This is a genomic window from Catenuloplanes niger (assembly GCF_031458255.1).
GTDB classification, from domain to species: domain Bacteria; phylum Actinomycetota; class Actinomycetes; order Mycobacteriales; family Micromonosporaceae; genus Catenuloplanes; species Catenuloplanes niger.
Genome location: NZ_JAVDYC010000001.1, coordinates 2,558,888 through 2,583,336, shown reverse-complemented (window position 1 = coordinate 2,583,336; position 24,449 = coordinate 2,558,888). Strand labels below are relative to the sequence as shown.

Genomic DNA, 24,449 nt, shown 5'->3' with positions numbered 1-24,449 from the left:
GGCGCTGTCTACTTCACGACACGCCAGGTCATCGGGTACGTGTACCACTCGCCGTCGTTGACCTTGATAGTCGCCATGATGCCGAAGACCAGCACGACGACCCAGACGATGCCGGGCAGGAAGAACAGGAAGCCGAACGAGCACACCGTGAGCACCACCGAGGCGAGCGCCGCGAGACCCCAGGTGATCTGGAAGTTCAGCGCCTCGACCGCGTGCGCGCGGACGATCGGCGACTCGTTGCCCTTGACCAGCAGCACGATCAGCGGGGCGAGGAAGCCGAACAGGACGCCGCCGATGTGGGACAGGATCACCCACGTCTTGTCGTCGTTGGCGTAGTTCGCCTTGCCGCCGGGGTAGCCGGGGGTGCCGAACTGCGGACCCTGGCCGGGCGGGGCACCGTAGCCGCCGCCGGGCGGGGGACCGTAGCCGCCACCGGGTGGTGGGGCGCCGTAGCCACTACCGGGCTGCGAGCCGTAGCCGCCGGGCGGCGGGTAGGCGCCCGCGCCGCTGGTGGGCGGCGGGTACCCGCCGGCACCGCTGGTGGGTGGCGGGTAGGCGCCCGCGCCGCTGGTGGGTGGCGGGTAGGCGCCCGCGCCGCTGGTGGGCGGCGGGTAGGCGCCCGCGCCGCTGGTGGGTGGCGGGTAGGCGCCCGCGCCGCTGCTCGGCGGCGGGTAGGAGCCGTCCGGCGTCGGCGGCGTGCTGTATGACGGCAGGGGCGCGGTCGGGTCGTGGTGACCCGGGTTGCCCTCACCAGGCGGACGAGGCGGTTCGGTCATGCCCGCCACGGTAGAGGGACCGGCCAAACCAGGCCAGCCCTCTCCTCCGGCGCGCCTACCCGATTACCGAGATATCAGAAATATCGCATATGTGGGGCAAAGTGATCATCGCTTCTCGTGGACGTGCGTCGTAGACTGGCACTCGCTACAGTCGAGTGCCAGCGGTGCAACACCGGTAACAGGAGTACAGCAGCATCGGCGGTACCGCAGCAGCGGGCGAGAGGATCTCTGACCGGCGGGAAGGTAGGTTGGCGATGCCATTGGACGATCGCAAGCTCGCCGTTCTGCGCGCGATAGTCGAGGACTACGTCGCGACGCAGGAGCCGGTCGGCAGCAAATCCCTGGTCGAGCGGCACAACCTCGGCGTCTCGCCGGCCACCGTGCGCAACGACATGGCAGTGCTCGAGGAGGAGGGCTACATCCGGCAGCCGCACACGAGCGCCGGCCGCGTCCCCACGGACCGCGGCTACCGGCTCTTCGTGGACCGGCTCTCCCGGGTGAAACCGCTCAGCCCGGCCGAGCGCCGGGCCATCGAGCGCTTCCTCGCCGGCGCGGTCGACCTCGACGATGTGGTGCATCGCACTGTCCGGCTCCTGGCGCAGCTGACGCGCCAGGTCGCGGTCGTGCAGTACCCGAGCCTGGCCCGGTCGTCGGTGCGGCACCTGGAACTGGTCCAGGTCTCCACCACCCGGCTGATGCTCGTCATGATCGCCGACACCGGCCGGGTCGAGCAGCGCCTGGTGGAGCTGCCCGAGCCGACCGACACCCAGATCGTGCTCGACCTGCGCACCCGCATCAACGAGAAGCTCTGCGGCAAGCGCCTGGTCGACACGCCGCTGCTGGTCGAGGCGCTGATGGACGAGATCCGGCCGGATCAGCGGCCGACCATGGCAGTGCTCTCCTCCGTGCTGCTGGAGACGCTGGTCGAGCGGCGCGAGGAGCGGGTTGTCCTGGCGGGCACCGCGAACCTGACCCGGGGTGGCATCCTGGACTTCCACGGTTCGCTGCGGCCCATCCTTGAGGCGCTGGAGGAGGATCTGATCCTGCTCAAGCTGTTCGGGGAGGTCGAGCCGACCACCACCCGAGTGATGATCGGCGACGAGACCCAGGTCGACAACCTGCGGTCCGCGTCGGTGGTCAGCACCGGTTACGGACCGCACAGCACGATCGTGGGCGGGTTGGGCGTGCTCGGCCCGACCCGGATGGACTACCCCGGCAACATCGCGACGGTGCGAGCCGTGGCACGCTACGTGAGTGAACTGCTGGCACAGAACTAACCGCCGGCATTCCTGATCCAGACAGACATGGGGACACCGAACGCAGTGGCCAGGGACTACTACGGGATCCTCGGCGTGAGCCGGGACGCGACCGACGACGACATCAAGCGGGCCTATCGCAAGCTGGCCCGCCAATACCACCCGGACGTGAATCCGGATCCCGAGGCGCACGAGAAGTTCAAGGACATCAACGCGGCGTACGAGGTGCTCTCGGACGACCAGAAGCGTCAGATGGTCGACCTCGGCGGCGATCCGCTGGCCCCGGGCGGCGGGGGTGGCCCCGGCGGCCCCGGCGGCGCGGGCCCGTTCGTCGGGTTCCAGGACATCATGGACGCGTTCTTCGGTCAGGCCGCGGGCGCGACCCGGGGTCCGCGGCCGCGCACCCGCCCGGGTGCCGACGCGATCCTCCGCCTGGAGCTCGACCTGCAGGAGACCGCGTTCGGCGTCGAGGCGCCGATCACGGTCGACACCGCGGTCATCTGCACCACCTGCTCCGGTGCCGGCACCGCGGCCGGCACCCACCTGGCCACCTGCGAGACCTGTCAGGGCCGCGGCGAGGTGCAGTCCGTGCAGCGCACGTTCCTCGGCCAGGTCGTGTCGTCCCGCCCGTGCACGGTGTGCCAGGGCCACGGCACGGTCATCCCGAGCCCGTGCCCGACCTGTGCCGGCGAGGGCCGCGTCCGGACCCGCCGGTCACTGACCGTGAAGATCCCAGCCGGTGTCGAGGACGGCATGCGCATCCGCCTCGCCCAGCAGGGTGAGGTCGGCCCGGGCGGCGGCACCGCCGGCGACCTGTACGTCGAGATCCACGAGCGCCCGCACGACGTCTACTCGCGCCGCGGCGACGACCTGCACTGCCGGGTCACCGTGCCGATGACCTCGGCCGCGCTCGGCACCCGGCTGACCATCAAGACGCTGGACAGCGAGGAGCAGATCGACGTCAAGTCCGGCACCCAGCCGGGCGCGACGATGCGGATCCGCGGCAAGGGCGTCCCGCGCCTGCGCGGTCAGGGGCGCGGCGACCTGTTCGTCCACCTGGACGTGCGAACCCCCACCAAGCTCACCGCCGACCAGGAGCGCATGCTCCGCGAGTTCGCCAAGACCCGCGGGGAGGACGTGGCCGAGCTCTCCAAGCAGGGCGGCTTCTTCTCCCGCATGCGCGACGCCTTCAACGGGCACTGAGTTTTTGGTCGTCGCTTCGCTCCTCCGGCTCGGCGCCACTCCCGGCGCTGACACGGCCACCGGCAGACGAAAGGCGTGTCTGCCGGTGGCCGCGCCAGCTCTGGTCGCCCGCGCCTCACGTTGTGGTCAGGTAGGTGGTCTGCATTTCTTCGCCGCTGTTTCTGGTTGAGTCGCTGCCGGCGGCCGACCGGTGGATCCTGGACGGGCCCGAGGGGCATCACGCGGCGGATGTGCAGCGCCTGACCGCCGGCGAGGAGCTGATCCTCGCCGACGGCCGGGGCGGCACCGCGCTCGCCGTGGTGCTCGCCGCCGCCAAGGGCAGTCTCCAAATCAAGATCATGTCCCGGGGGTACGTGGAGAGCCCCGACCCCCGGCTCGTCGTCGTCCAGGGCCTGCCCAAGGGCGACCGTGGCGAGCTGGCCGTGCAGGCGATGACCGAGACCGGCGTCGACGAGATCGTCCCGTGGTCCGCCGGCCGCTCCGTCACGGTCTGGAAGGGTGACCGCGGCGCCAAGGCCCGCGACAAGTGGGCCGCCACCGCCCGCGAGGCCGCCAAGCAGGCCCGCCGCGCCTGGCTCCCGGCGGTCGCGCCGGCCGCGCTGAGCACGCCCAAGGTCGCCGACCGGCTGCGTGGCGAGGCCGCCGCGTTCGTGCTGCACGAGGAGGCCACCGACCGCCTCACCCACGTCCCGCTGCCGTCCGCCGGCGAGATCATTCTGGTCGTCGGGCCCGAGGGCGGGATCACCCCCGCCGAGGTCGACGCGTTCACCGAGGCCGGCGCGCGTCCCGTACGCCTCGGTGATCTGGTGTTGCGAACGTCCACCGCCGGGGTGGCCGCGCTGTCCGTCCTCTCCACCCGCCTCGGCCGCTGGTGACCGCCGTGGCCGACGTCACACTCCGTCCGCTCGGCACCGACGACCTGGACACGGTCGTCGCCTGGTTCGCCGAGCCGCACGTGGCCCGCTGGTGGGAGGCGCCCACCGAGCCGGCCGCGGTCCGGCGCCGCTACGCCGACCGGATCGCCGGCCGCGAACCCACCGAGGCCTTCATCATCGAGGCCGCCGGCCGCCCCGTCGGCCTCATCCAGCGCTACCTCATCGCGGACCACCCCGACTGGGCCGACGCCCTGCTCGCCACCGGCGCGTTCGCCGTACCGGCCGCCGGCCTCGACTACCTGATCGGCGACCCGTCCGCGACCGGCCGGGGCCTCGCCTCCGCCGCGATCCGTCAGCTCGCGCTGCGCACGCTCGACCGCGACCCGCACCTGGAGGCGGTGGTCGCGGCCCCGTTCACCGACAACATCGCCTCCTGGCGCGCCCTCGAGCGCGCCGGCTTCACCCGCACCTACACCGGCCCCATCGCGGACGTCGAGTCCTACCTGTACCTGCTGCGCCGCTGACCGCGCCGGCCGGCGCGGGCGCACGGGCTCGACGGCCGGGCCTCACCCGATCGGCTGCGCCAACCGCCCGATCAACGGGAACAGCAGTTCGGCACCGCCCCGGGTGTCCGGGAACATCTCCAGCCCGGCCAGCTCGCCCGCCGCGTACCAGCGGAACGGCAGCTCGGGATCATTGGCCGGCTCCGTCTCGTCGGCGACGGCCGGATAGAGGTGGTCGACGTGGACGTGCTCGGCCGGCAGCCGCGTCTCCGCCGGCACCACCTGCTCGGTGATCCAGACCGGCAACGGCACGCGGACCGCGGCCGGATAGTCCGGCACCGTGGCCGGGTGCGGCGGCAGCAGCGTCGCGGCGAGACCGGTCTCCTCGCGCACCTCACGAAGCGCGGCCTCGGCCGGGTTCTCGGCCGGTTCCACGTGCCCGCCCGGCAGCATCCAGCGGCCGAACCGCGGGTGCCGGATCAACCCGATCCGCCACTCGCCGCCGCCGGCCGGTCCGAACAGGAAGACGCTCGCGGTCGCATGCTTGATCAGACTCACCCGGTCATCCTGCCGGACGGCCACGGCCCGGCAGCCGACGAGGGCCGGGTGCCGGACGGCCGCGGTCCCGACGCGCGCGGGCGACCGGCAGTACGACGGGCCGCCCGGTCAGATGCGGATCTCCGTGCTCAGGGGGCGGTTCTCGACGGAGTGGGCGGCCTCGACGCGGTAGGTGCCGGGGACGGCCTGCCAGCCGTCATCCCAGATCTGGAAGGCGCGTGCGGGGAGCGGGACGCGGGCCTCGACGGTCTCGCCGGGCGCGGCGGTGACCGGGGCGAAGCCGGCCAGCCAGCGCAGCGGGCGGTCGACGGTGGTACCGACCACGGCGCCCGTGTAGATCTGGACGATCTCCCGGCCCGGCCGGGAGCCGGTGTTGCGGAGCCGGACCACCGCGGTGCCGACGTGGGCCGGGTCCGGTTCGACCGTGAGCGACTCGTACGACCAGGTGGTGTAGCCCAGGCCGTGGCCGAACGGGAACAGCGGCGCGGTCGTGCCGCGCTGCCAGGCGCGGTAGCCGACGAAGACGCCCTCGTCGTAGGCGAGCACCCCGTCGACGGGCCGGGTGGGCAGCGCGTCCTCGTCGCGGCGCGGCCAGGTGGTGGGCAGCCGGCCGCCCGGTTCGGCGACGCCGAGCAGGACGTCCGCCAGTGCGACGCCCGCCTCCTGGCCGGGGAACCAGGTGAGCAGGATGGACGGCACCTCGTCGGCCCACGGCATCAGGACCGGTGAGCCGGAGTTGACGACCACGACGGTCCGCGGGTTGGCAGCGGCGACGCGGCGGACGAGCTCGTCCTGGCGGCCGGGGAGCGCGAGCGTGGTGCGGTCGAAGCCCTCGGACTCGACCTCCTCGGTGGTGCCGACCACGACCACGGCCACGTCCGCGTCCCGGGCGGCCGCGACGGCCTGGTCGAGCAGTTCGTCCGGGGTGGGGCCGGGCGGGGCGTACCCGAGGCTGATGTTCACGAAGCCGGTGGAGACCGGCCGGACCTCCAGCGTCAGTGAGACGTCGACCGGCTCGCCGTGCGTCAGCGGCACCGGGAAGCGGCGCTCGACCGGCTCGTGGAAGACCGTGGCCGGGTCGGCGTCGTCCGCGTAGATCTCACCATCGAACAGCACGTCACCGGCGACCCGCAGCACGCACTGCCCGAACCCGATGATCGACAGCTCGTGCACGCCGGACACCGCCGGGTCGAGCCGGCCGGTGATCTCCACGGTGGACAGCGTGGCCGGGTCCACGCCGGCCGGCAGGCCACCCATCCACCGTACGGTGGCGAACGGCAACGGCGTGGTGTGCAGCTCGCGGAAGTCGGCCGCCCGCAGCGTGGCGGTGAGACCCGCGACGGCCAGCGCGGGCAGGTGCGGCCGCGGGTCCGCGCCGCGCGCGAAGACGACCGACGCGCCGGGCAGCGCCGCGGTCAGGCCGTCGCGCGGGGAGATCACGTGCGGCGGGAAGACCTGCGCGCTGCCGCCGCCGAGCACCCGGGCGTCCTCGGCGAGCGCGCCGAGCACCGCGACGTTCCGCAGCGCGCCGGCGTCCAGCGGCAGCAGGTGCCGCTCGTTCCGGGCGAGCACGAACGACCGGATCGCGATCTCCCGGGCGACCTCGGAACCGTCCAGGAGAGGAGCCGGGGAGAAGGCGCGGGGTGCACCGTCCAGGGCACCGGTCCGGGCGGCGAGGCGCAGCACCCGGCGTACCTTGTCGTCCAGCACCTTCTCCGGCACCTCGCCGGAGCGCACGGCCGCGACCAGCGCGGGTCCCCACGGGTCGCCGAACGCGGGCATCACCACGTCGAGGCCGCCGAGCGCGCTCGGCACGGTGCTGCGCGCGGCGGTCCAGTCGGAGACGATCACGCCGTCCCAGTCCCACTCGCGCTTGAGCACGTCGTTCTGCAGCGGGCCGTGCTCGGTCATGGTGAGCCCGCCGACCGTGTTGTACGCGGCCATCACGCCCCACGCGCCCGCGGCCGTGATCCGCGCGAACGGCGCCAGGTAGAGCTCGCGCAGCGTGCGCTCGTCGGCGCGCACGTCCACGGTCATCCGGTCGGTCTCGGAGTCGTTGGCGACGAAGTGCTTGACCGTGGTGCCGACGCCCTGCTCCTGGACGCCGGTCACGTAGCCGGTGCCGATCTCGCCGGTCAGGAACGGGTCCTCGGAGTAGCACTCGAAGTGCCGGCCGCCGAGCGGGGACCGGTGCAGGTTGACGGTCGGTGCCAGCAGCACGTGCACGCCCTTGCGGCGGCACTCCTGGCCGAGCAGGCGGCCGGCGGTGCGGGCCAGCCCGACGTCCCAGGTGGCGGCGAGCGCGGTCGGGCTGGGCAGCGCGACCGACGGGTCGTCCGGCGCCCAGCCGGTGCCGCGCACGCCGACCGGGCCGTCCGACATGACCAGCGACGCGAGGCCGATCTCCGGCAGCGCGGGCAGCGTCCAGAAGTCCTGGCCGGACAGCAGCCGCACCTTGTCCTCGACGCCGAGCCGCGCCAACGCGCGCTCGACGGCCTCCTCCCGTGCCGCGTCGTCCGACATGCTGCGCACCGCCCTCATATCGTGGTGTTCGTCCGTTCCGATCCTGTCAGTTCCGCGGGGTGCGCGCTCGCACTACGGCGTGCGACGTGGCGCAGCGTCGCGCGCCGGCGAGCGGTTGGCTGGATCGCCTCCACCTGGCCCGACGCTCGTCCCTAAGATTTCCGGGATGAGCGCTGACTGTCTCTTCTGCAAGATCGTGGCCGGGGAGATCCCGGCCGACGTGGTCCACGAGACGGAGACCACGCTGGCCTTCCGGGACATCGACCCGAAGGCGCCGGTGCACGTCCTGGTGATCCCGAAGGCGCACCACGCGACCGTGGCCGCGCTGGCGGCCGACGCTCCCGGCCTGGCCGCCGAGGTGCTGGCCACGGCCGCCGCGGTGGCGGACGCCGAGGGGCTGACCGGGCCCGGCTACCGGACGCTGTTCAACAGCGGGCCGGACGCCGGCCAGACGGTGTTCCACGTGCACGCGCACGTGCTCGGCGGCCGTCCGCTCGGCGGGATGGCGTGACCTCTCCGCTCCGCCACGTGCAGGCGGCGCAGGCCGACGGCCGGATTCCCGGGTTGCAGGTCGCGCTGCACCGTGCGGACCGTCCGCTCTGGACCGCCGCGGTCGGCACCTCCGGCACGGACCGTCCGCTGGACGACGACACCCGGTTCCGGATCGGGTCGGTCACCAAGACGCTGACCGCGGTGCTGGTGCTGCAGGCCCGCGACGACGGCCTGCTCGACCTCGACGACCCGCTGGGCCGGCACCTGGACGTGCCCGCGCACGGCGAGCTGACCGTCCGCCGGCTGCTGTCGCACACGTCCGGCCTGCAGCGCGAGCCGTGGGGCGACGTGTGGGACACGCTGGTCACGCCGGAGACCGACGCGCTGCTGGCGGAGCTGGCCAGGGCCGAGCGGGTGCTGCCGGCCGGCCGCCGCTTCCACTACTCCAACCTCGGCCTGGCGCTGCTCGGCCAGGCCGTGGCCCGGCTGCGCGGCGGCACCTGGGCCGAGGTGCTGCACGACCGGCTGCTGCGCCCGTTGCACCTGCACGCCACCACGGTCGATCCGCCGGCGCAGGCCGCGGTCGGCTACCTGGTGGACGCGTACTCGGACACCGCCCGGCCGGAGCCGCGGTTCGACATGCGAGCGGTCGGGCCGGCCGCGCAGCTGTGGAGCACCGCCTCGGACATGGCCCGCTGGGCCGCGTTCCTGGCCGACCCGGCCGCGCTCGACCCGGCCGGCCGGGTGCTGGCCCCGGCCACGCTGGACGAGATGCGCTGGCCGGTCACGCCGTCCGACGAGACGGTCTGGACGCGCGCGTTCGGGCTGGGCCTGATCCTCTTCCAGGCCGGTCCGCGGATCGTGCACGTCGGCCACGACGGCGCCATGCCGGGCTTCCTGGCCAGTGTGTACGGCCGGCGCGGCGGCCCGGGTACACCCGGCGCGATGGGGGTGGCGGTGCTCGGCTCGTCCGGGACCGCGGAGGTGACCAACGAGCTGTCGCACACGCTGCTGACCGCGGCGGTGGAGTCGGATCCGGCGGACATCGCGCCGTGGCGGCCGGGCGCGCCGGTCCCGGACGCGTACCGCTCGGTGCTCGGGCCGTGGTTCGCGGAGGGTTTCCAGCACGTGTTCTCCTGGCACGACGGCACGCTGCAGGCGCGCTTCCCGGAGTCGCCGGCCGACCGGCCCCCGGCGGTGTTCGCGCCGCTGCCGGACCGGCCGGACGTGCTGCGCACGGTCTCCGGCCGGGAGACCGGCGAGCTGCTGCGGCTGACCCGCGACGCGCACGGCACGGTGGTGCGCATGCACTGGGCGACCTACCGGTTCACCCGGGCGCAGGAGACCTTCGACGGCGTCTCCTGAGCCCGGCCGGGGCGCCGGCGGGCGCCCCGGTCAGCCGGCCGCGGCCGTGGGGAACGTGGTCACGCGCAGCCCGGCCAGCGTGTCCGCGGTCAGCGTCAGCGTCCACTCGGTCCGCGGGTCGACGATCATGCCCCAGTCCGGCTCCGGCCAGTCGTCGAGCAGGTCGCCGAAGGCGAGCGTGAGGAACGGGACGCCGGTGCCGGCGAAGTCGGCCAGCCCGTCCGGCGACGTGAAGATCGGCAGGAAGATGGCGTTGTCCGCGCCGCGCACCACGGCCGGCCGCACGCCGGTCTCCGGTGACGGGTCGTCCAGCAGCGGCATGGAGACGGCCGCGCCGCGCAGCGCGGCGACGTATCCGGTCAGGTCCCGCTCCGCGACCGCGCCGGTCAGCACCGCGCGCAACGCGGCCAGCGCCTCCTCCGGTGTGCGCGGCGCGGCCTCCGGTTCCGGCACCACGGTCAACGGCGCCGGGGGTACGGGGTCCGCCGCGCGCATCACCGGCAGCGCGGCGGTCGCCTCCGCCTCGGACTCCCACGCCCACTCCGGCTCCGGCTCCGGCTGCCACTCCGGCACGATGCTGAGCGCCGGCTCGGGCGCGACGACCGGCTCCGGTGCGAGTGCCGGGCCGGGTGCGAGTGCCAGGTCGGGTGCGAGTGCCGGGTCGGGTGTGGGCGCCGGGTCCGGCGCGACCGCGAGCACCGGGGTGGGCGCCGGGGCGGAGGCGGCGGGGTCACGGGTGAGGACCGGCGACGAGCCCGGGTCCGGGACGACCGTCAACACCGGTGCCGGTGTGGGGTCGGCCGCCGGGTCCGACTCGTGGAACGTCAGCGTGCCCGGGTCCGAAGTGATCATGAGGCTTGCGCTGTACACCGCGAACCGGCACAGCCAGTCGACGTGCTCGACCGTGCGCGGCGCCTCATAGGACCACACGCCCTGCCCGACCCGGGGCGCGCGCCAGCCGAGCTCGGTCAGCATCGCGGGGTCGTACGCCGGGATCTCGGCCGTCACGGTGTCGGCACGCACGGTGAGCCACAGTCGCCGATCCGTGCCGGCCAGCGCGAACCGCGTCTCCCGGTCGCACGCGAACAGCGTGTCGTGTATCGCGGTCAGCAGGCCCGCCCAGCCCGCTCCTTCCATCCCGCTACCTCCCCGTGTTCTGCCTGTCACCGCAGGTCGCGCCGCCGGCCGGGGTGGCGGCGGTGGCGCCGGAATTGTAGCTGCCGGCACCGCCCCCGCCGCGAGTGAATGAATGACGGATGTCGACACGATGTCGTGGCGCGCCGTTGCGCAGCGTGACGGCTCGCCGCGGCACGTATTCATCGCGGTCGGTACGTGCCCACCGGGGTGTACCGGCCGGGGCGCGGTGTCAGCAGTGGATGCTCCGGATCCTCCGTGTCCGTGCCGCCGTCCACGAGCTCGCTCATCCGCCGGATCGTCGGGTCGCCCTCGTCCGCCGTGTAGTCGCGCGGGCGGGTGCGGTCGGCGTCGCCGCGCCGGTCCAGGCCGCGCATCACCGGCGTCAGCAACGCCGTGACCAGGAGATTCACGGCCAGCGCCACGATGCCGACGTAGATGCTGCTCCGCGTGTCCAGGCCCAGGTTGGACAGTGGCCAGGCCGAGCCGCCGAAGTGTTCCCGGATCACGGTGGTGCCGTCCGGGCCGCCCCGCTGCGGGATCTGGTAGAGCATCGCGATGCCGGCCGCGAGTCCCGCGCCGATGCCGGCGACGAGTGCCCAGCGGTGCATCCAGCTCGTGTACAGACCGATCGCCACGGCCGGAAGTGTCTGCATGATGACAACGCCACCGATCAGCTGAAGATCGACCGCGAACTGCGTGTTGAGCAACAGGATCACCAGGACCGCGCCGAACTTGACGGTCAGTGACGCCACCTTGCTGACCGTGGTCTCCTCGGCCTCGGACGCGTCCGGCCGCAGGTACTCGCGGTAGATGTTCCGGGTGAACAGGTTCGCCGCGGCGATCGACATGATCGCGGCCGGCACCATGGCGCCGACGCCGATCGCGGCGAACGCCAGGCCCGCGCACCACGCCGGGAACGACGCGTTGAACCAGAGCGGCATCACGGTGTTGCGGTCGCCGGCGACCGGCTCGATGCCGCTGAAGATCGCCGCGAAGCCGAGCAGCATCAGTACGCCGAGCGTGAGCGTGTAGAGCGGCAGTGCGGCCAGGTTGCGCCGGAGCACGCCGCGGTTGCGGGCCGCGAGCACGCCGGTGAGCGTGTGCGGGTAGAGGAACAGCGCGACCGCGGAGCCGAGCGCCAGCGTGACGTAGCTGAGCTGGTCGTGCCCGTCCAGCAGCAGGCCGTCGTCGGTGCGCGGGGTGGACGCGAACCGTGCCTCCGCGACCCGGAACACGCCGTCCCAGCCGCCCGCGTTCGAGCTGACGATGATGAACGCGGCCAGCACGGTCCAGATGACCAGCGCGTCCTTCACGATGGAGATCAGCGCGGGGGCGCGCAGCCCGGAGTTGAACGTGTAGAGCGCCAGCACCACGAACGCGGCGGTCAGCGGCCACCCGCCGGGCAGCCCCATCACGGTGAAGACCGCCTCGATGCCGATCAGCTGCAGCGCGATGTACGGCATGGTGGCCGTGATCCCGAGCACCGCCACCAGCGCGCCGAGGCCGCGGGAGCCGAACCGGGCGCGGACGAACTCGGCCGGCGTGACGAAGCCGTGCACGTGACAGACCGACCAGAAGCGGCTGAGCACCACGAACAGCATCGGGTAGACGATCACCAGGAACGGCGCCGGGAAGAAACCGGCCGCGCCGAGGCCGTAGACCAGCGTGGGTACGGCGACGAACGTGTATGCCGTGTAGACGTCGCCGCTCAGCAGGAAGAACGTCACCCAGTTGCCGAACGCGCGGCCGCCGAGACCCCATTCCTCCAGTGTGTGAATGGACGCGGGCCGGCGCCACCGGCCCGCGGCGAATCCCATGATCGTTACTAGCCCGAAGACGAACGCGAAGATCCAGAATTGGGTCTGGTTGTCGGCGAAGGACGGCATCGGAATGGTCACCGGTCCTTCGTGGCGACGTGCACGACCGTGATCACCAGCGAGGCGAGCCCGGCGAACGCCAGCTGCGACCAGTAGTAGAACGGGATGCCGAGCAGTCTCGGCTCCATCTCGTCGTAGAGCACCGGCATCAGCGGGATCACGATCGGCACCCAGAGCAGCCAGTGCCACGGGCTGGAATCGGCGCGCTCGCCGCCGGCCCGGGCGGTCCGGCCGTCGTGCCGGGCGTACCGATCGGATCGGGTCGGTCGTGAATATGGCGGCCGGCCATGGAAGTCGTCGGCCATGTCGGACTCCATTCGGAAAAGGATGTGCCCGATGATCTTCTGGAGGGGGTGTGGATCGATCTGCGTCGTCGGCGATCGAAATCCTGTCGGCGACTGAGTGGCCGCGCAGTAACCCGATGGAAATCTCGACTGAATCGTTATCCACGCATGGGAAATGCATGGAACATGCAGCCATTCATCGTTGTGCCCGCGCTTCGCCGTGATCGACTGCGCACCGAGCGTGATCGGCGTCTGTGCCACCCCGGGAAATGGCGTCGGTGTGCCCGGCGTTGACCCGATACGATGGCAACTACTCGCCCGCCGCGCCGTCGGGGTGCGGCACCAAGATCGGAAGCAGGTGGCGGAGGCCCGCGGGCCGCACTATGACCGGCACACCAACCCCGGGAAACGCCCGGGCGCAGACCAGGATCACGGTCTCCGACCCCAAGATCATGGTGAACCTGCTCGGCCCGGGCGACGAGATCCTCCGGCTCATCGAGCGCTCACTGCCCGCGTGTGACGTGCACGTCCGTGGCAACGAGATCACCATCACCGGCGCACCCGCCGACAACGCGCTCGCCGAGCGCCTCTTCGCCGAGCTCGTCGAGCTGATCGAGAAGGGCGAGACGCTCACGGTGGACGCGGTGCGGCGCACCGTCGGCATGCTCCAGCAGGGCACCGCCGAGCGCCCGGCCGACGTGCTCACGCTCAACATCCTGTCCCGGCGCGGGAAGACGATCCGCCCGAAGACGCTGGGCCAGAAGCGGTACGTCGACTCCATCGACACCCACACCATCGTCTTCGGCATCGGCCCGGCCGGTACCGGTAAGACCTACCTCGCGATGGCGAAGGCGGTCCAGGCGCTGCAGGCCAAGCAGGTCAACCGCATCATCCTGACCCGGCCGGCGGTCGAGGCGGGTGAGCGGCTCGGCTTCCTGCCCGGCACGCTGAACGAGAAGATCGACCCGTACCTGCGGCCGCTCTACGACGCGCTGCACGACATGCTCGACCCCGAGTCGATCCCACGCCTGATGCAGGCCGGCACGATCGAGGTCGCACCCCTGGCGTACATGCGCGGGCGCACGCTCAACGACGCGTTCATCATCCTGGACGAGGCGCAGAACACCACGCCCGAGCAGATGAAGATGTTCCTCACCCGGCTCGGCTTCGGCTCGAAGATCGTGGTGACCGGCGACATCACCCAGGTCGACCTCCCCGGGGGCACCGTCAGCGGCCTCCGGATGGTGCGTGAGATCCTGGACGGCGTCGAGGACGTTCACTTCGCGCAGCTGGGCAGCGCCGACGTGGTGCGTCACCGCCTGGTCGGCGACATCGTCGACGCGTACGCGAAGTGGGACGCCGACCAGAACCAGGGGCAGGTCCGCTCCGCGAACGTGCCGGGCCGCGCCGGCCGCCGGCGCTAGAACACAGGGAAGAGACGACAACCGCAGTGTCCATCGATATCGCCAACGAGTCCGGGGTCGACGTCGACACCGACGCCATCCTGGACGTGGCGCGGCACGCGCTCGACGAGATGGGTGTCAACCCGCTCGCCGAGCTCGCCATCCTGCTCGTCGACATCGAGTACATGTCCGAGCTGAACCACCGGTGGATGGGCGGCGACGGCCCCACCGACGTGCTCGCCTTCCCGATGGACGAGGGGAGCGTGGACCACGGGCCGGGCGAGTCGTCCGGCGGCGAGCCCGCGCTCCTCGGCGACATCGTGCTCTGCCCGGAGGTGGCGGCCAAGCAGGCGGTCACCGCCGGGCACACCGCCGCGGACGAGCTGCACCTGCTCACCGTGCACGGCGCCCTCCACCTGCTCGGTTACGACCACGCGGAGCCGGAGGAGGAGCGGGAGATGTTCGGTCTCCAGGCTCGCCTGCTCAGCGGGTGGCAGGCCCAGCGCCGATCGGCGAAAGAACCCTCCTGATGCCCACCGCATCGGCCACCCCCGCGGGGCTACCGGACCTGCAGCTGCTCTTCATCGCGGCCGGACTGGTGATCCTCGCGGGGGTCTTCGCGATGACCGAGGCGGCCCTGGCGGCGGTCTCCCCGGCCCGCGCCGGCGAACAGGCCCGGGAGGGCATGCGGGGCGCGCGCACGCTGCAGATCGTGGCGTCCGACGCGGCCCGGCACATCAACCTGCTCCTGCTGGTCCGGCTGCTCTCCGAACTGACCGCGACCACGCTGGTCGCGCTGGTCGCGGTGGACACGTTCGGCGCCGGGTGGCGGGCCGCGCTGATCACCGCGGGCGCGATGACCGTGGTCAGCTTCATCGCGGTCGGCGTGGCACCGCGCACGGTCGGCCGGCAGCACGCGTACGCGGTCGGCCGCGCCACCGCACCGCTGGTGCGCTGGCTGGGCCGCGCGCTGAACCCGCTGGCCTCGCTGCTCATCCTGATCGGTAACGCGCTCACGCCCGGCAAGGGCTTCCGGGACGGCCCGTTCGCCACCCAGGTGGAGCTGCGCGAGCTGGTCGACCTGGCCGAGCAGCGCGGCGTCGTCGAGCACGGCGAGCGCGAGATGATCCACTCGGTCTTCGGGCTCGGCGACACGATCGCGCGCGAGGTGATGGTCCCGCGCACCGAGATGGTGTGGATCGAGGGGCACAAGAGCCTGCGGCAGTCGCTGATGCTGTTCATGCGCTCCGGCTTCTCCCGCATCCCGGTGATCGGCGACAGCGTGGACGACGTGCTCGGGGTGATCTTCCTCAAGGACGTGATCCGCCGCACCCAGGGCGATGACCCGGCCGCGGACGCCACGCCGGTCGCGGAGCTGATGCGCGAGGCCACGTTCGTGCCGGAGTCGAAGCCGGTCGACGACCTGCTCTCCGAGATGCAGGCCGCGCGTACCCACCTGGTCGTGGTGGTCGACGAGTACGGCGGCACGGCCGGCCTGGTCACGATCGAGGACATCCTCGAGGAGATCGTCGGCGAGATCACCGACGAGTACGACGTGGACGAGCGCCCGCCGGTCGAGCGGCTGGAGGACGGCGCGGTGCGCGTCACCGCCCGGCTGCCGATCGAGGACCTGGGCGAGATCTTCGCGGTCGAGCTGCCGGCGGACGAGGTCGAGACCGTGGGCGGCCTGCTCGCCCAGGCCCTGGGCCGCGTTCCGATCCCGGGCGCGACCGCTAATGTGGGCGGGCTGCGCCTGGTCGCCGAGGGCACCACGGGCCGGCGGAACCGGATCGACTCGGTCCTGGTCCGTCGCGCCCCCGAGGACGAGACCGCCGCCGATGACCGTTCTGACAGCGCCGACGAGAGGCAACCCGCTGATGCCTGAGCCCACCGTGACCGCCGTGCCGGCCTCGACCGAGGCGGTGACGCTCGCCGCCGAGGATGCGAAACTGGTGACCCTGGCCCGGAGCGTCCGGGCGCGGGTGGGCGCCGTCGAGGGCGCGGCCGTGCGGGACCAGGACGGGCGGACGTACGCGGCCGCCACCGTGGCGCTGCCGTCCCTGACGGTGACGGCGCTGCAGCTCGCGGTCGCGTCCGCGGTGTCGGCCGGCGCGACCCGGCTGGAGGCGGCGGCCGTGGTGACGGAGGCGTCCGCGCTGGACGGCTCCGGGCACGCGGCCGTGCGGGACCTCGCCGCGGACGCGCCGATCTTCGTGGCCGCCCCGGACGGCGTCGTGTTCGGCACGGTCACGGCATGAGGGCGACGTACCGCGCCGGGTTCGCCTGCTTCGTGGGCCGGCCGAACGCCGGCAAGTCCACGCTGACCAACGCGATCATCGGGCAGAAGATCGCGATCACGTCGAACAAGCCGCAGACCACCCGGCACGTCATCCGCGGTGTGCTGCACCGGCCGGACGGCCAGATCGTGCTGGTCGACACGCCAGGTCTGCACCGGCCGCGCACGCTGCTCGGTGAGCGCCTCAACGACCTGGTCCGCACCACCTGGAGCGAGGTCGACGTGATCGGCCTCTGCATCCCGGCGAACGAGCCGGTGGGCCGCGGCGACAAGTTCATCAGCGGCGAGCTGTCCGAGCTGAAGGCGACCGTGCTGGCCGTGGTCACCAAGACCGACCTGGTGCCGGACAAGAAGAAGCTGGCCGAGCAGCTGCTGGCCGTGTCCCAGCTGGCCGACTTCGCGGAGATCGTGCCGGTCAGCGCGGTCTCCGGCAGCCAGGTGGGCATGCTCACCGACGTGATGGCGAAGTACATGCCGGAGTCCCCGCAGCTCTACCCGGACGACATCCTGACCGACGAGCCGGAGCGGGTGCTGATCGGCGAGCTGATCCGTGAGTCCGCGCTGGAGGGCGTGCGCGACGAGCTGCCGCACTCGCTGGCCGTGCTGGTCGAGGAGATGGTGGAGGAGGAGTCGGTGCTGCGCGTCTACGCGGACGTGTACGTCGAGCGCTCCAGCCAGAAGGCCATCATGATCGGGCACAAGGGCAGCCGGCTCAAGGAGGTCGGCACCCGCGCCCGCGCCGAGATCGAGAAGCTGCTCGGCCGCCGTATCTACCTCGACCTGCACATCCGCGTGGCCAAGGAGTGGCAGCGAGACCCTAAGCAGCTGCGACGCCTGGGCTTTTAGTCGCGTCTATGCGGATTTGTCGTACGAACTGATCTTCATAACGGTTCGGGCGACGCGACGTGTTCTTCTCCACTCCGGTCGGCGGACGCTACTCATCCGTACGCCGGTAGGCTTGTGGTGATGCACGTCAATGGCGGCACTTTGTCCCTTTTGCCGCTGGCGACCCGGAGTTCGACGGTCGCCCTTTCGGGGTAATGGTTCCACCGGCTCCCGTTGCTGAATTCCCGTCCGGGGCGGACCGCGCCGGGCCCGACCAGGCTTGGGTAGATGAGAAATCGATATCTGGACCTATTGCGCGCGGCCGCCGTCCTTCGGGTGGTCGTTTATCACGTCACCGGCTTGGCCGCGCTCACCGTCGTGCTGCCGGCCATGTCCGTGATGTTCGCGCTCGGCGGCTCACTGATGGCCGCCTCGGTCGACCGGTTCGGTGTCTCCGCGATCGGCCGGCGCATGCGGCGCCTGCTGCCCTCGCTCTGGGCGGTGATGGCGGTCTTCCTGCCCGCCATGCTGCTCACCGGGCTGGACTGGGACTGGCGCATCCTGTTCTGGATCGCGCCGTTCATCGACCCGCCGGCCAGCGGGCTCGGCCTCGCCGCGCTCTCCGCCAACTGGTACCTGCGCGACTTCCTCTGGTTCGTCGCGCTCTCCCCGCTGGCGCTGCCGCTCTTCCGCCGGTTCCCGCTGCCCACGATCGCCGCGCCGTTCGTGCTGCTGGTGGTGACCGAGCTGAAGCTGGTCACGATCGACAACTACGTGCTGCGCGACATCGGGCTGTACTTCGGCGCCTGGCTGCTCGGCTTCGCGCACCACGACGGCATGCTGCGCCGCCTCACCTGGCGCCGGCTGGTGCCGATCGCGGCCGTGCTGGCGATCACGGGCGCGGCCTGGTTCCTCACCCACCCCGGCCCGCGCGGCTACGACCTGAACGACATCCGGATCGGCAACGCGCTCTGGTCCACCGCGTTCGTGCTGCTCGCGCTCGGTCTCGCGCCGGACGCGCTGCCCTGGCTGAGTCGCCGCCCGCGCCTCGACCGGCTGGTCACGCTGCTCAACAGCCGCGCACTGACCATCTACCTCTGGCACGTGCCGATCATCGTGGGCCTCGGCTGGGTGGCGGCCCGCTACGGCTGGCCGCAGACCGGCGCGCTCGCGGTCACGGTGAAGCTCGTGCTCGTGTCGCTGCTGCTGGCGGTGGCGGTGGCCGCGTTCGGCTGGGTGGAGGACGTCGCGGCGAAGCGGCGCCCCGAGCTGATCCCGGGACGCGCCCGCACCCGGCCGGCGGCCGTGCGGCCGGGGCCGGCCCGGGACGCGCACCCCGAGCCGGTCCGGGACCCACGGACCGGGCCGGTCCGCGGCTCGCTCACCGAGGAGATCCTGGTCTCAGGCGCGCAGGACGTTCAGGTCGCCGCTGTCCGCGCGTAGGTCGAGCACGGTGGTGGCGGCCGGGTCGTCCGCGATGCCGACGTCCACCTGGCCGGAGTCGACGTCCGTCCGCACCCGGTACTTCCCGTCCGGCACCCGCAGCGTCAGGTTGCCGCTGTCCACCCGCGCGGTGACCGGGACCGCCACGGCGAGCGTCAGGTCGGCGTCGCCGGACTCGACGACCGTGGTCACCGCGCCGCCCAGCGCGCTCGCGGACAGCGTGCCGGACTGGACGCGCAGGTCGGCCGGGCCGGTCACGCGCGACACGGTCACGTCGCCGGAGTCGGCCTGCAGCCGGAGCGGGCCGTCGACGCCGTCCGCGGTGAACGAGCCGGACTCGATCCGCAGGTTCACCGCGCCGACCGCGGTCAGCCGCACGTCGCCGGCGTCGCTCTGCCCGCCGACCCGCACACCGCGCGGCGCGCTGACCGTGTAGTCGACGTCGCACCTCGAGCCGCAGTCCGTGTCGATCACCAGCGCGGTGCCCTCGATCCGGTAGCCGGTCTCCGGCGCGTTCACGCTGCTGTACCGCACCACGCGGTCGATCTGGGTGTCCGTGCGATCCGCCGTGGTCACCACGACCGTGCCGCCGTCGCCGGTGAGGCGGATCTCGGTGATCGCGATCGGCTCGGTGCTCCGGAACTCCATCTCGCGGGCGTTCCGCCCGGCACAGCCGGCGCCGAGCACGGTGATCCCCGCGAGGAGCGCCACCAGGGTCGTTCGTGCGGTCATGGTGCTGACCGTAGTGCGGCGGCACCCGTACCCGGATCCGAGCTTTCCCCTGAGAACCCCCTGATAGCGACCGGCAGGCACAATGGGAGGGTGGCCCGCATACCCCGCCAGCTCTACCGCGACGACGGACTGGTGCTGCGCGTGCAGAAACTGGGCGAGTCGGACCGGATCATCACGCTGCTGACCCGGCACCACGGGCGGCTGCGCGCGGTCGCCCGCGGCGTGCGGCGCACCAACTCCCGGTTCGGCGCGCGGCTGGAGCCGTTCGGCCACGTCGACCTGCAGCTGGCCGGCGACCCGAAGGACCACGGCGGCGGCCTGCACACGGTCAGCCAGGTCGAGGCCGTCGAGCTGTACGGCAAACGGTTCCTCGCCGACTACCCGCGTTACACGGCCGCGTCCGCGGTGGCGGAGACCGCGGAACGGCTGACCCCGGTCGAGCGCGAGCCGTCGCTGCGGATGTTCCAGCTCACGCTGGGCGCGCTCCGGGCGCTGGCCGCCGGTGAGCACCTGGCGACGCTGGTGCTGGACGCCTACCTGCTGCGCGGCATGGGCCTGGCCGGCTGGGCGCCGGCGATCACCGAGTGCGCGGTCTGCGGCGAGCCGGGCACGCACCGCGCGTTCTCCGTGCCGGCCGGCGGCAGCGTCTGCCCGGACTGCAGGCCGCCGGGCTCCGCGCACCCCGCTCCGGCCACGCTCGAGCTGATGAGCGCGCTGACCAAGGGTGACTGGAAGACAGCGGACAGTGCCGATCCGTCCCATCAGCGAGAGTGCAGCGGCCTGACGGCGGCGCACCTGCAGTGGCATCTGGAGCGCGGGTTACGCTCCCTGCCGCTGGTCGACCGTAGTTAGTTAGGAAACCGACATATGCGTGCCTTCGCCCGCCGCAGCACGGCGCCCGTCCGTCAGCCCACGCCGCACCCGTCCGGTGCCCGGCCGCCGTCGCTGCCGGCGGAGTCGCTGCCGAAGCACGTGGCGATCGTGATGGACGGCAACGGGCGGTGGGCCAAGGAGCGCGGCCTGGCCCGGACCAAGGGGCACGAGGCGGGCGAGCACTCGCTCTTCGACACCATCGAGGGCGCGATCGAGCTCGGCATCCCGTACCTGTCGGCGTACGCGTTCTCCACCGAGAACTGGCGTCGCTCGCCGGACGAGGTGCGCTTCCTGATGGGCTTCAACCGGGACGTCATCCACCGCCGCCGGGACGAGCTGCGCGATCTCGGCGTCCGGATCGTCTGGTCCGGCCGGGCCGGGCGGCTGTGGAAGAGCGTGATCGGCGAGTTGACCACCGCCGAGGAGATGTCGAAGAAGAACGCCACGCTCACGCTGCAGTTCTGTGTGAACTACGGCGGTCAGGCGGAGATCGCGGACGCGGCGCAGGCGATCGCGCGGGACGTGGCGGCCGGCAAGGTCAACCCGGAGAAGGTCAACGAGAAGCTGATCGCGAAGTACCTCTACCACCCCGAGGTGCCGGACGTGGACATGTTCCTGCGTCCCTCCGGCGAGCAGCGCATCTCGAACTTCCTGCTCTGGCAGTCCGCCTACGCCGAGCTGGTCTACCTGGACACGCTCTGGCCCGACTTCGACCGCCGCCACCTGTGGTACGCGTGCGAGCTCTACGCCCAGCGGGACCGCCGGTTCGGCGGCGCGCTGCCGAACCCGGTGCCGCCGCCCAAGCCGGCCGATGACTGACCGCTCAGTTCATTTGTTCACCATCCGAAGACTGGGCGGGACGACCACTCTCCACACTGGACGACCCCTATTCTGGCGCGAACCGATTCCCGCGCTGGAAAGGTGCTTCCATGGAAGGTGCAGAGCGTCCCGTCTGGGCTCCGGATGAGGTCGACCTGACCAAGCCCAGCGTCGCGCGCGTCTACGACTACTACCTGGGCGGCTCGCACAACTTCGCGGTGGACCGGGCGTTCGCGGCCAAGGTCCTGGAGGCGATGCCGGACCTGCCCAAGCACGCGCAGGAGAACCGGGCGTTCCTGCGCCGCGCGGTGCGGGCGCTGGTCGCCGAGGGCATCGACCAGTTCGTCGACCTGGGCTCCGGCATACCCACGGTGGGCAACGTGCACGAGGTGGCGCAGGCTCTCAACCCGGACGCGCGGATCGCGTACGTGGACTGGGACCCGGTCGCGCTCGCGCACAGCCGCGCGATCCTGGCGGACAACCCGAACGCGACCGTGGTCGCCGGTGACCTGCGCCGCCCGGCCGAGCTGCTGAACGACCCGCAGCTGCACAAGGCCGTCGACCTCAGCCGCCCGGTCGCCGTGCTGATCGTCTCCGTGCTGCACTTCGTGCCGGACGACGAGAAGCCGGAGGAGATCGTGGCGACGATGACGCAGAGCGTGGCGCCGGGCAGCTTCGTGGTGATCTCGCACGCCAGCAACGACCGGTCCGGGCAGCCGGACCAGGCGGAGAAGGCCGAGGAGATCTACAACCGGACGGCCAGTCCGTTCCGGATGCGTGACCGGCACGAGATAACCGCGCTCTTCGGCGGGCTGGAGCTGGTCGAGCCGGGCGTCGTGCAGATGCCGCTGTGGCGGCCGGACTCGCCCGAGGACGTCGGCCCGGACGCGGCCACCTATCCGGGATTCGCGGGTGTCGCCCGCATCCGCTGAACCGCTCGCGGCCCGCGTCGCCCGGGCGTGGGCCCGGGCGATCAGCCGCACCAGTTACGTGTCGATGGCGCACCGCGAGCTGATCGACTACCTCACCGTGCCCGCGGAGCGGCTCGTCCGCGCGCTGGAGTCGGAGAACCACGACCCGCTGATCCCGTACGGCATCGGATTCGCCCTGGTCGAGGACCACTTCACCGAACCGGCGTCGCTGGACCGGACGCTCGCGGTGCTGGGCGAGGAACTGGCCCCGCTGGGCCGCGCCCACCGGCTCGCGGCCGTGCTGGGCGCGATCGGGGCCGGGTTCGCCCGCGCGCTCAAGGAACGCACGCTCGCGGAGCAGGAGAACATCCGCGACGCCGCGCTCATCGCCCGGTCCGCCGCGGAGGAGGCGCGCTGGACCAGCGAGGCCCGGTTCCGGGCGATCTTCGCGGAGGCGGTGATCGGCATCGGCGTCGCGGAGCTGGACGGCTCGATCATCGACGTGAACGCCGCGATCTGCGAGATGTTCGGCTACACGCGCGCGGAGTTCCTCACCCAGAACGTCTCCACGTTCATCCACCCGCAGGACGCGCCCGACGTCTGGGACAGGTACCAGGACCTGGTGGACGGCAAGCTCGACCACTTCCGGCTGGAGAAGCCGTACGCGCGCAACGGCGGCGGCAGCATCTGGACCGACCTGGTGGTGTCGCTGGTCCGCGCGCACGACGGCACGCCCCGGTTCGTGGTCGCCATGGTCGAGGACATCACCGAGCGGCACCGCCTCCAGCTCCAGCTCGAACACCAGGCGCTGCACGACCCGCTGACCGACCTGCCGAACCGGACGCTGCTGTTCACCCGGCTGGAGGAGGCGCTGGCCGACCCGGAGCCGCACGGCCGGGTCGGGCTCTGCTACCTCGACCTGGACGGCTTCAAGGCGATCAACGACACGCTCGGCCACGCGGCCGGCGACCAGCTGCTGCGCACGGTCGCGGGCCGGCTCGCGGCCGCGGTCTCCGGCGGCGCCGCGAACGGCACCATGGTCGCGCGGATGGGTGGCGACGAGTTCGTGGTGCTGGTCCCGCGCTCGTCCGGCACCGCGGAACTCGTCGGCGTGGCCGAGGCCGCGCTCGCCGCGGTGCGCCGCCCGGTCCGGCTGGACGGCCGCTCGCTGACGGTCTCGGCCAGCGCCGGGCTGATCGAGCGGCCGGCCGGGGGCGACACCACCGCGGCCGAGCTGATGAAGGCCGCGGACACCACGCTCTACTGGGCGAAGGGCGACGGCCGGGACCGGTGGGCGTTCTTCGACGAGGACCGCTACGCCACCGACATCAGCCGCTACCGGCTCTCCGCCGAGCTGCCGCGCGCGCTTGCCCAGCACGAGTTCTTCGTCGAGTACCAGCCGCTGGTCCGGCTCGGCGACGACGGCGTGGCCGGGGTGGAGGCGCTGGTGCGCTGGCAGCACCCGGAGCTCGGGCTGCTGCGCCCGGACCTGTTCGTGCCGCTGGCCGAGGAGACCGGCCTGATCGTGCCGCTCGGCCGCTGGGTGCTGCGCGAGGCGTGCGGCCAGGCCGCCCGCTGGCGCGCCGCGCACCCGGACAGGACGCTGCTGGTCAGCGTGAACGTGGCGGTCCGCCAGCTCCGCGAGCCCGGCTTCGTGGCGGAGGTCCGCGACGCGTTGACCACCACCGGCCTGGAACCGTCCGCGCTGCAGCTGGAGCTGACCGAGAGCACGTTGATGGGCACCACCGGTGAACCGCTGCGCCGGCTGCGCGCCCTCGCCGACCTGGGCATCCGGATCGCCATCGACGACTTCGGCACCGGTTACTCGAACCTCGCCTACCTGCGCAACCTGCCGGTCACCGGCCTCAAGCTGGCCGGCACGTTCGTCACCGGCAAGACCCGCGCCGACCTGCCGGACCGCGTCGACCGCGAGATACTGGCCGCGCTGGTCCGCCTGGCCCACGCGCTCGGCCTCACCGTGATCGCCGAGGGCGTCGAGACCGCGGAACAGGCCGCCCTGCTCCGCACGCTCGACTGCGACATGGTGCAGGGCTGGCACTACGCCCGCGCGGAACACCCCGACGCGTTCGCCGCCCGCCTGGCGGCGACGGTCTGACGAGCCCGGAGACCACCGAGCCAAGAAACATTGAGCCCGGAAAACATCAGAAGCGGATCTACCCGCTTCCGGCGTGGTCGCCGTCCGCATGCTCCCGCGGGCACCGGTCGTCGCCGGGGCTCCTCCCTGCACGGACCGCGGGTGGTCACCGAAAACCCGCGACCGTCACCGCGGCCGGTCCG

At 72.3% G+C, this 24,449-nt stretch carries 23 protein-coding genes; 16 read left to right on the top strand and 7 right to left on the bottom strand.

The features are described from left to right. Nucleotides 1–8: 8 nt before the first annotated feature. Nucleotides 9–776, bottom strand: a complete 768-nt coding sequence (locus J2S44_RS11180) for a magnetosome magnetite crystal formation protein family (protein WP_310411689.1) — start codon at nucleotides 774–776, stop codon at nucleotides 9–11. Nucleotides 777–1,030: 254 nt separating this feature from the next. Here J2S44_RS11180 and hrcA point away from each other — a divergent pair, with 254 nt between their 5' ends. From hrcA to J2S44_RS11160, 4 genes are all read left to right on the top strand, one after another. After that, nucleotides 1,031–2,053, top strand: a complete 1,023-nt coding sequence (gene hrcA, locus J2S44_RS11175; RefSeq protein ID WP_310411686.1) for a heat-inducible transcriptional repressor HrcA — start codon at nucleotides 1,031–1,033, stop codon at nucleotides 2,051–2,053. Between the two features lie 45 nt (nucleotides 2,054–2,098). Continuing rightward, on the top strand, nucleotides 2,099–3,235 hold the full coding sequence (gene dnaJ, locus J2S44_RS11170) for a molecular chaperone DnaJ (RefSeq protein ID WP_310429597.1): 1,137 nt from the start codon (nucleotides 2,099–2,101) through the stop codon (nucleotides 3,233–3,235). A 143-nt stretch (nucleotides 3,236–3,378) separates the two neighbouring features. Continuing rightward, nucleotides 3,379–4,110, top strand: a complete 732-nt coding sequence (locus J2S44_RS11165) for a 16S rRNA (uracil(1498)-N(3))-methyltransferase (protein ID WP_310429595.1) — start codon at nucleotides 3,379–3,381, stop codon at nucleotides 4,108–4,110. A 5-nt stretch (nucleotides 4,111–4,115) separates the two neighbouring features. After that, the gene (locus J2S44_RS11160) at nucleotides 4,116–4,634 is read left to right on the top strand and encodes a GNAT family N-acetyltransferase (RefSeq protein WP_310411684.1); all 519 of its coding nucleotides are present in this window, start codon (nucleotides 4,116–4,118) and stop codon (nucleotides 4,632–4,634) included. 42 nt (nucleotides 4,635–4,676) lie between these two features. Here the strand turns inward: J2S44_RS11160 and J2S44_RS11155 are convergent, their stop codons facing one another. After that, nucleotides 4,677–5,171: an NUDIX hydrolase gene (locus J2S44_RS11155; RefSeq protein WP_310411682.1), complete on the bottom strand. Its 495-nt coding sequence runs from the start codon at nucleotides 5,169–5,171 to the stop codon at nucleotides 4,677–4,679. A gap of 108 nt (nucleotides 5,172–5,279) precedes the next feature. Further along, a complete protein-coding gene (locus J2S44_RS11150; protein ID WP_310411677.1) occupies nucleotides 5,280–7,694 on the bottom strand; it encodes a beta-glucosidase in 2,415 nt (804 codons plus the stop codon). Between the two features lie 166 nt (nucleotides 7,695–7,860). On the opposite strand from J2S44_RS11150, the gene J2S44_RS11145 reads away from it, so the two are divergent. After that, entirely contained in the window at nucleotides 7,861–8,205 is a 345-nt protein-coding gene (locus tag J2S44_RS11145; RefSeq protein ID WP_310411675.1) for an HIT domain-containing protein, read from the top strand. Next, the gene (locus J2S44_RS11140; protein WP_310411672.1) at nucleotides 8,202–9,551 is read left to right on the top strand and encodes a serine hydrolase domain-containing protein; all 1,350 of its coding nucleotides are present in this window, start codon (nucleotides 8,202–8,204) and stop codon (nucleotides 9,549–9,551) included. The genes J2S44_RS11145 and J2S44_RS11140 overlap by 4 nt, the downstream gene beginning before the upstream one ends. A 30-nt stretch (nucleotides 9,552–9,581) precedes the next feature. On the opposite strand, the gene J2S44_RS11135 is transcribed toward J2S44_RS11140, so the two are convergent. The 3 genes from J2S44_RS11135 to J2S44_RS11125 form a co-directional block, all read right to left on the bottom strand. Next, nucleotides 9,582–10,688, bottom strand: a complete 1,107-nt coding sequence (locus tag J2S44_RS11135; RefSeq protein ID WP_310411669.1) for an SseB family protein — start codon at nucleotides 10,686–10,688, stop codon at nucleotides 9,582–9,584. 179 nt (nucleotides 10,689–10,867) lie between these two features. Further along, a complete protein-coding gene (gene mctP / locus J2S44_RS11130; protein ID WP_310429593.1) occupies nucleotides 10,868–12,574 on the bottom strand; it encodes a monocarboxylate uptake permease MctP in 1,707 nt (568 codons plus the stop codon). An 8-nt stretch (nucleotides 12,575–12,582) separates the two neighbouring features. Then, nucleotides 12,583–12,882, bottom strand: a complete 300-nt coding sequence (locus tag J2S44_RS11125; RefSeq protein WP_310411666.1) for a DUF3311 domain-containing protein — start codon at nucleotides 12,880–12,882, stop codon at nucleotides 12,583–12,585. Nucleotides 12,883–13,232: 350 nt separating this feature from the next. On the opposite strand from J2S44_RS11125, the gene J2S44_RS11120 reads away from it, so the two are divergent. The 6 genes from J2S44_RS11120 (at nucleotide 13,233) to J2S44_RS11095 (ending at nucleotide 18,816) form a co-directional block, all read left to right on the top strand. Further along, on the top strand, nucleotides 13,233–14,273 hold the full coding sequence (locus J2S44_RS11120; protein ID WP_310411663.1) for a PhoH family protein: 1,041 nt from the start codon (nucleotides 13,233–13,235) through the stop codon (nucleotides 14,271–14,273). A 26-nt stretch (nucleotides 14,274–14,299) separates the two neighbouring features. Beyond that, a complete protein-coding gene (gene ybeY / locus J2S44_RS11115) occupies nucleotides 14,300–14,782 on the top strand; it encodes an rRNA maturation RNase YbeY (RefSeq protein ID WP_307239465.1) in 483 nt (160 codons plus the stop codon). Beyond that, nucleotides 14,782–16,137 carry a hemolysin family protein gene (locus J2S44_RS11110; protein ID WP_310411660.1) on the top strand — a complete coding sequence of 452 codons (1,356 nt, stop codon included), beginning with the start codon at nucleotides 14,782–14,784 and terminating at the stop codon, nucleotides 16,135–16,137. Before ybeY ends, J2S44_RS11110 begins: the two co-directional genes overlap by 1 nt. Further along, entirely contained in the window at nucleotides 16,130–16,510 is a 381-nt protein-coding gene (locus J2S44_RS11105; protein WP_310411656.1) for a cytidine deaminase-like protein, read from the top strand. Before J2S44_RS11110 ends, J2S44_RS11105 begins: the two co-directional genes overlap by 8 nt. Next, a complete protein-coding gene (era, locus tag J2S44_RS11100; protein ID WP_310411653.1) occupies nucleotides 16,507–17,394 on the top strand; it encodes a GTPase Era in 888 nt (295 codons plus the stop codon). The genes J2S44_RS11105 and era overlap by 4 nt, the downstream gene beginning before the upstream one ends. Nucleotides 17,395–17,661: 267 nt before the next feature. After that, nucleotides 17,662–18,816 carry an acyltransferase family protein gene (locus J2S44_RS11095; RefSeq protein ID WP_310411650.1) on the top strand — a complete coding sequence of 385 codons (1,155 nt, stop codon included), beginning with the start codon at nucleotides 17,662–17,664 and terminating at the stop codon, nucleotides 18,814–18,816. Here J2S44_RS11095 and J2S44_RS11090 read toward each other — a convergent pair. Continuing rightward, nucleotides 18,775–19,548: a DUF4097 family beta strand repeat-containing protein gene (locus J2S44_RS11090; protein ID WP_310411647.1), complete on the bottom strand. Its 774-nt coding sequence runs from the start codon at nucleotides 19,546–19,548 to the stop codon at nucleotides 18,775–18,777. The two genes, J2S44_RS11095 and J2S44_RS11090, sit on opposite strands and share 42 nt — an antisense overlap. Before the next feature lie 90 nt (nucleotides 19,549–19,638). Between J2S44_RS11090 and recO the strand changes: the two genes are divergently transcribed. The 4 genes from recO (at nucleotide 19,639) to J2S44_RS11070 (ending at nucleotide 24,267) form a co-directional block, all read left to right on the top strand. Further along, nucleotides 19,639–20,400, top strand: coding sequence for a DNA repair protein RecO (gene recO, locus J2S44_RS11085; RefSeq protein ID WP_310411644.1), 762 nt, complete (start codon nucleotides 19,639–19,641; stop codon nucleotides 20,398–20,400). Between the two features lie 15 nt (nucleotides 20,401–20,415). Further along, complete coding sequence (locus J2S44_RS11080; RefSeq protein ID WP_310411642.1) at nucleotides 20,416–21,240, top strand: isoprenyl transferase; 825 nt, start codon at nucleotides 20,416–20,418, stop codon at nucleotides 21,238–21,240. Between the two features lie 110 nt (nucleotides 21,241–21,350). Further along, entirely contained in the window at nucleotides 21,351–22,172 is an 822-nt protein-coding gene (locus J2S44_RS11075; protein ID WP_310411639.1) for an SAM-dependent methyltransferase, read from the top strand. Then, on the top strand, nucleotides 22,153–24,267 hold the full coding sequence (locus tag J2S44_RS11070) for a putative bifunctional diguanylate cyclase/phosphodiesterase (protein ID WP_310411636.1): 2,115 nt from the start codon (nucleotides 22,153–22,155) through the stop codon (nucleotides 24,265–24,267). Before J2S44_RS11075 ends, J2S44_RS11070 begins: the two co-directional genes overlap by 20 nt. Nucleotides 24,268–24,449: the final 182 nt, after the last annotated feature.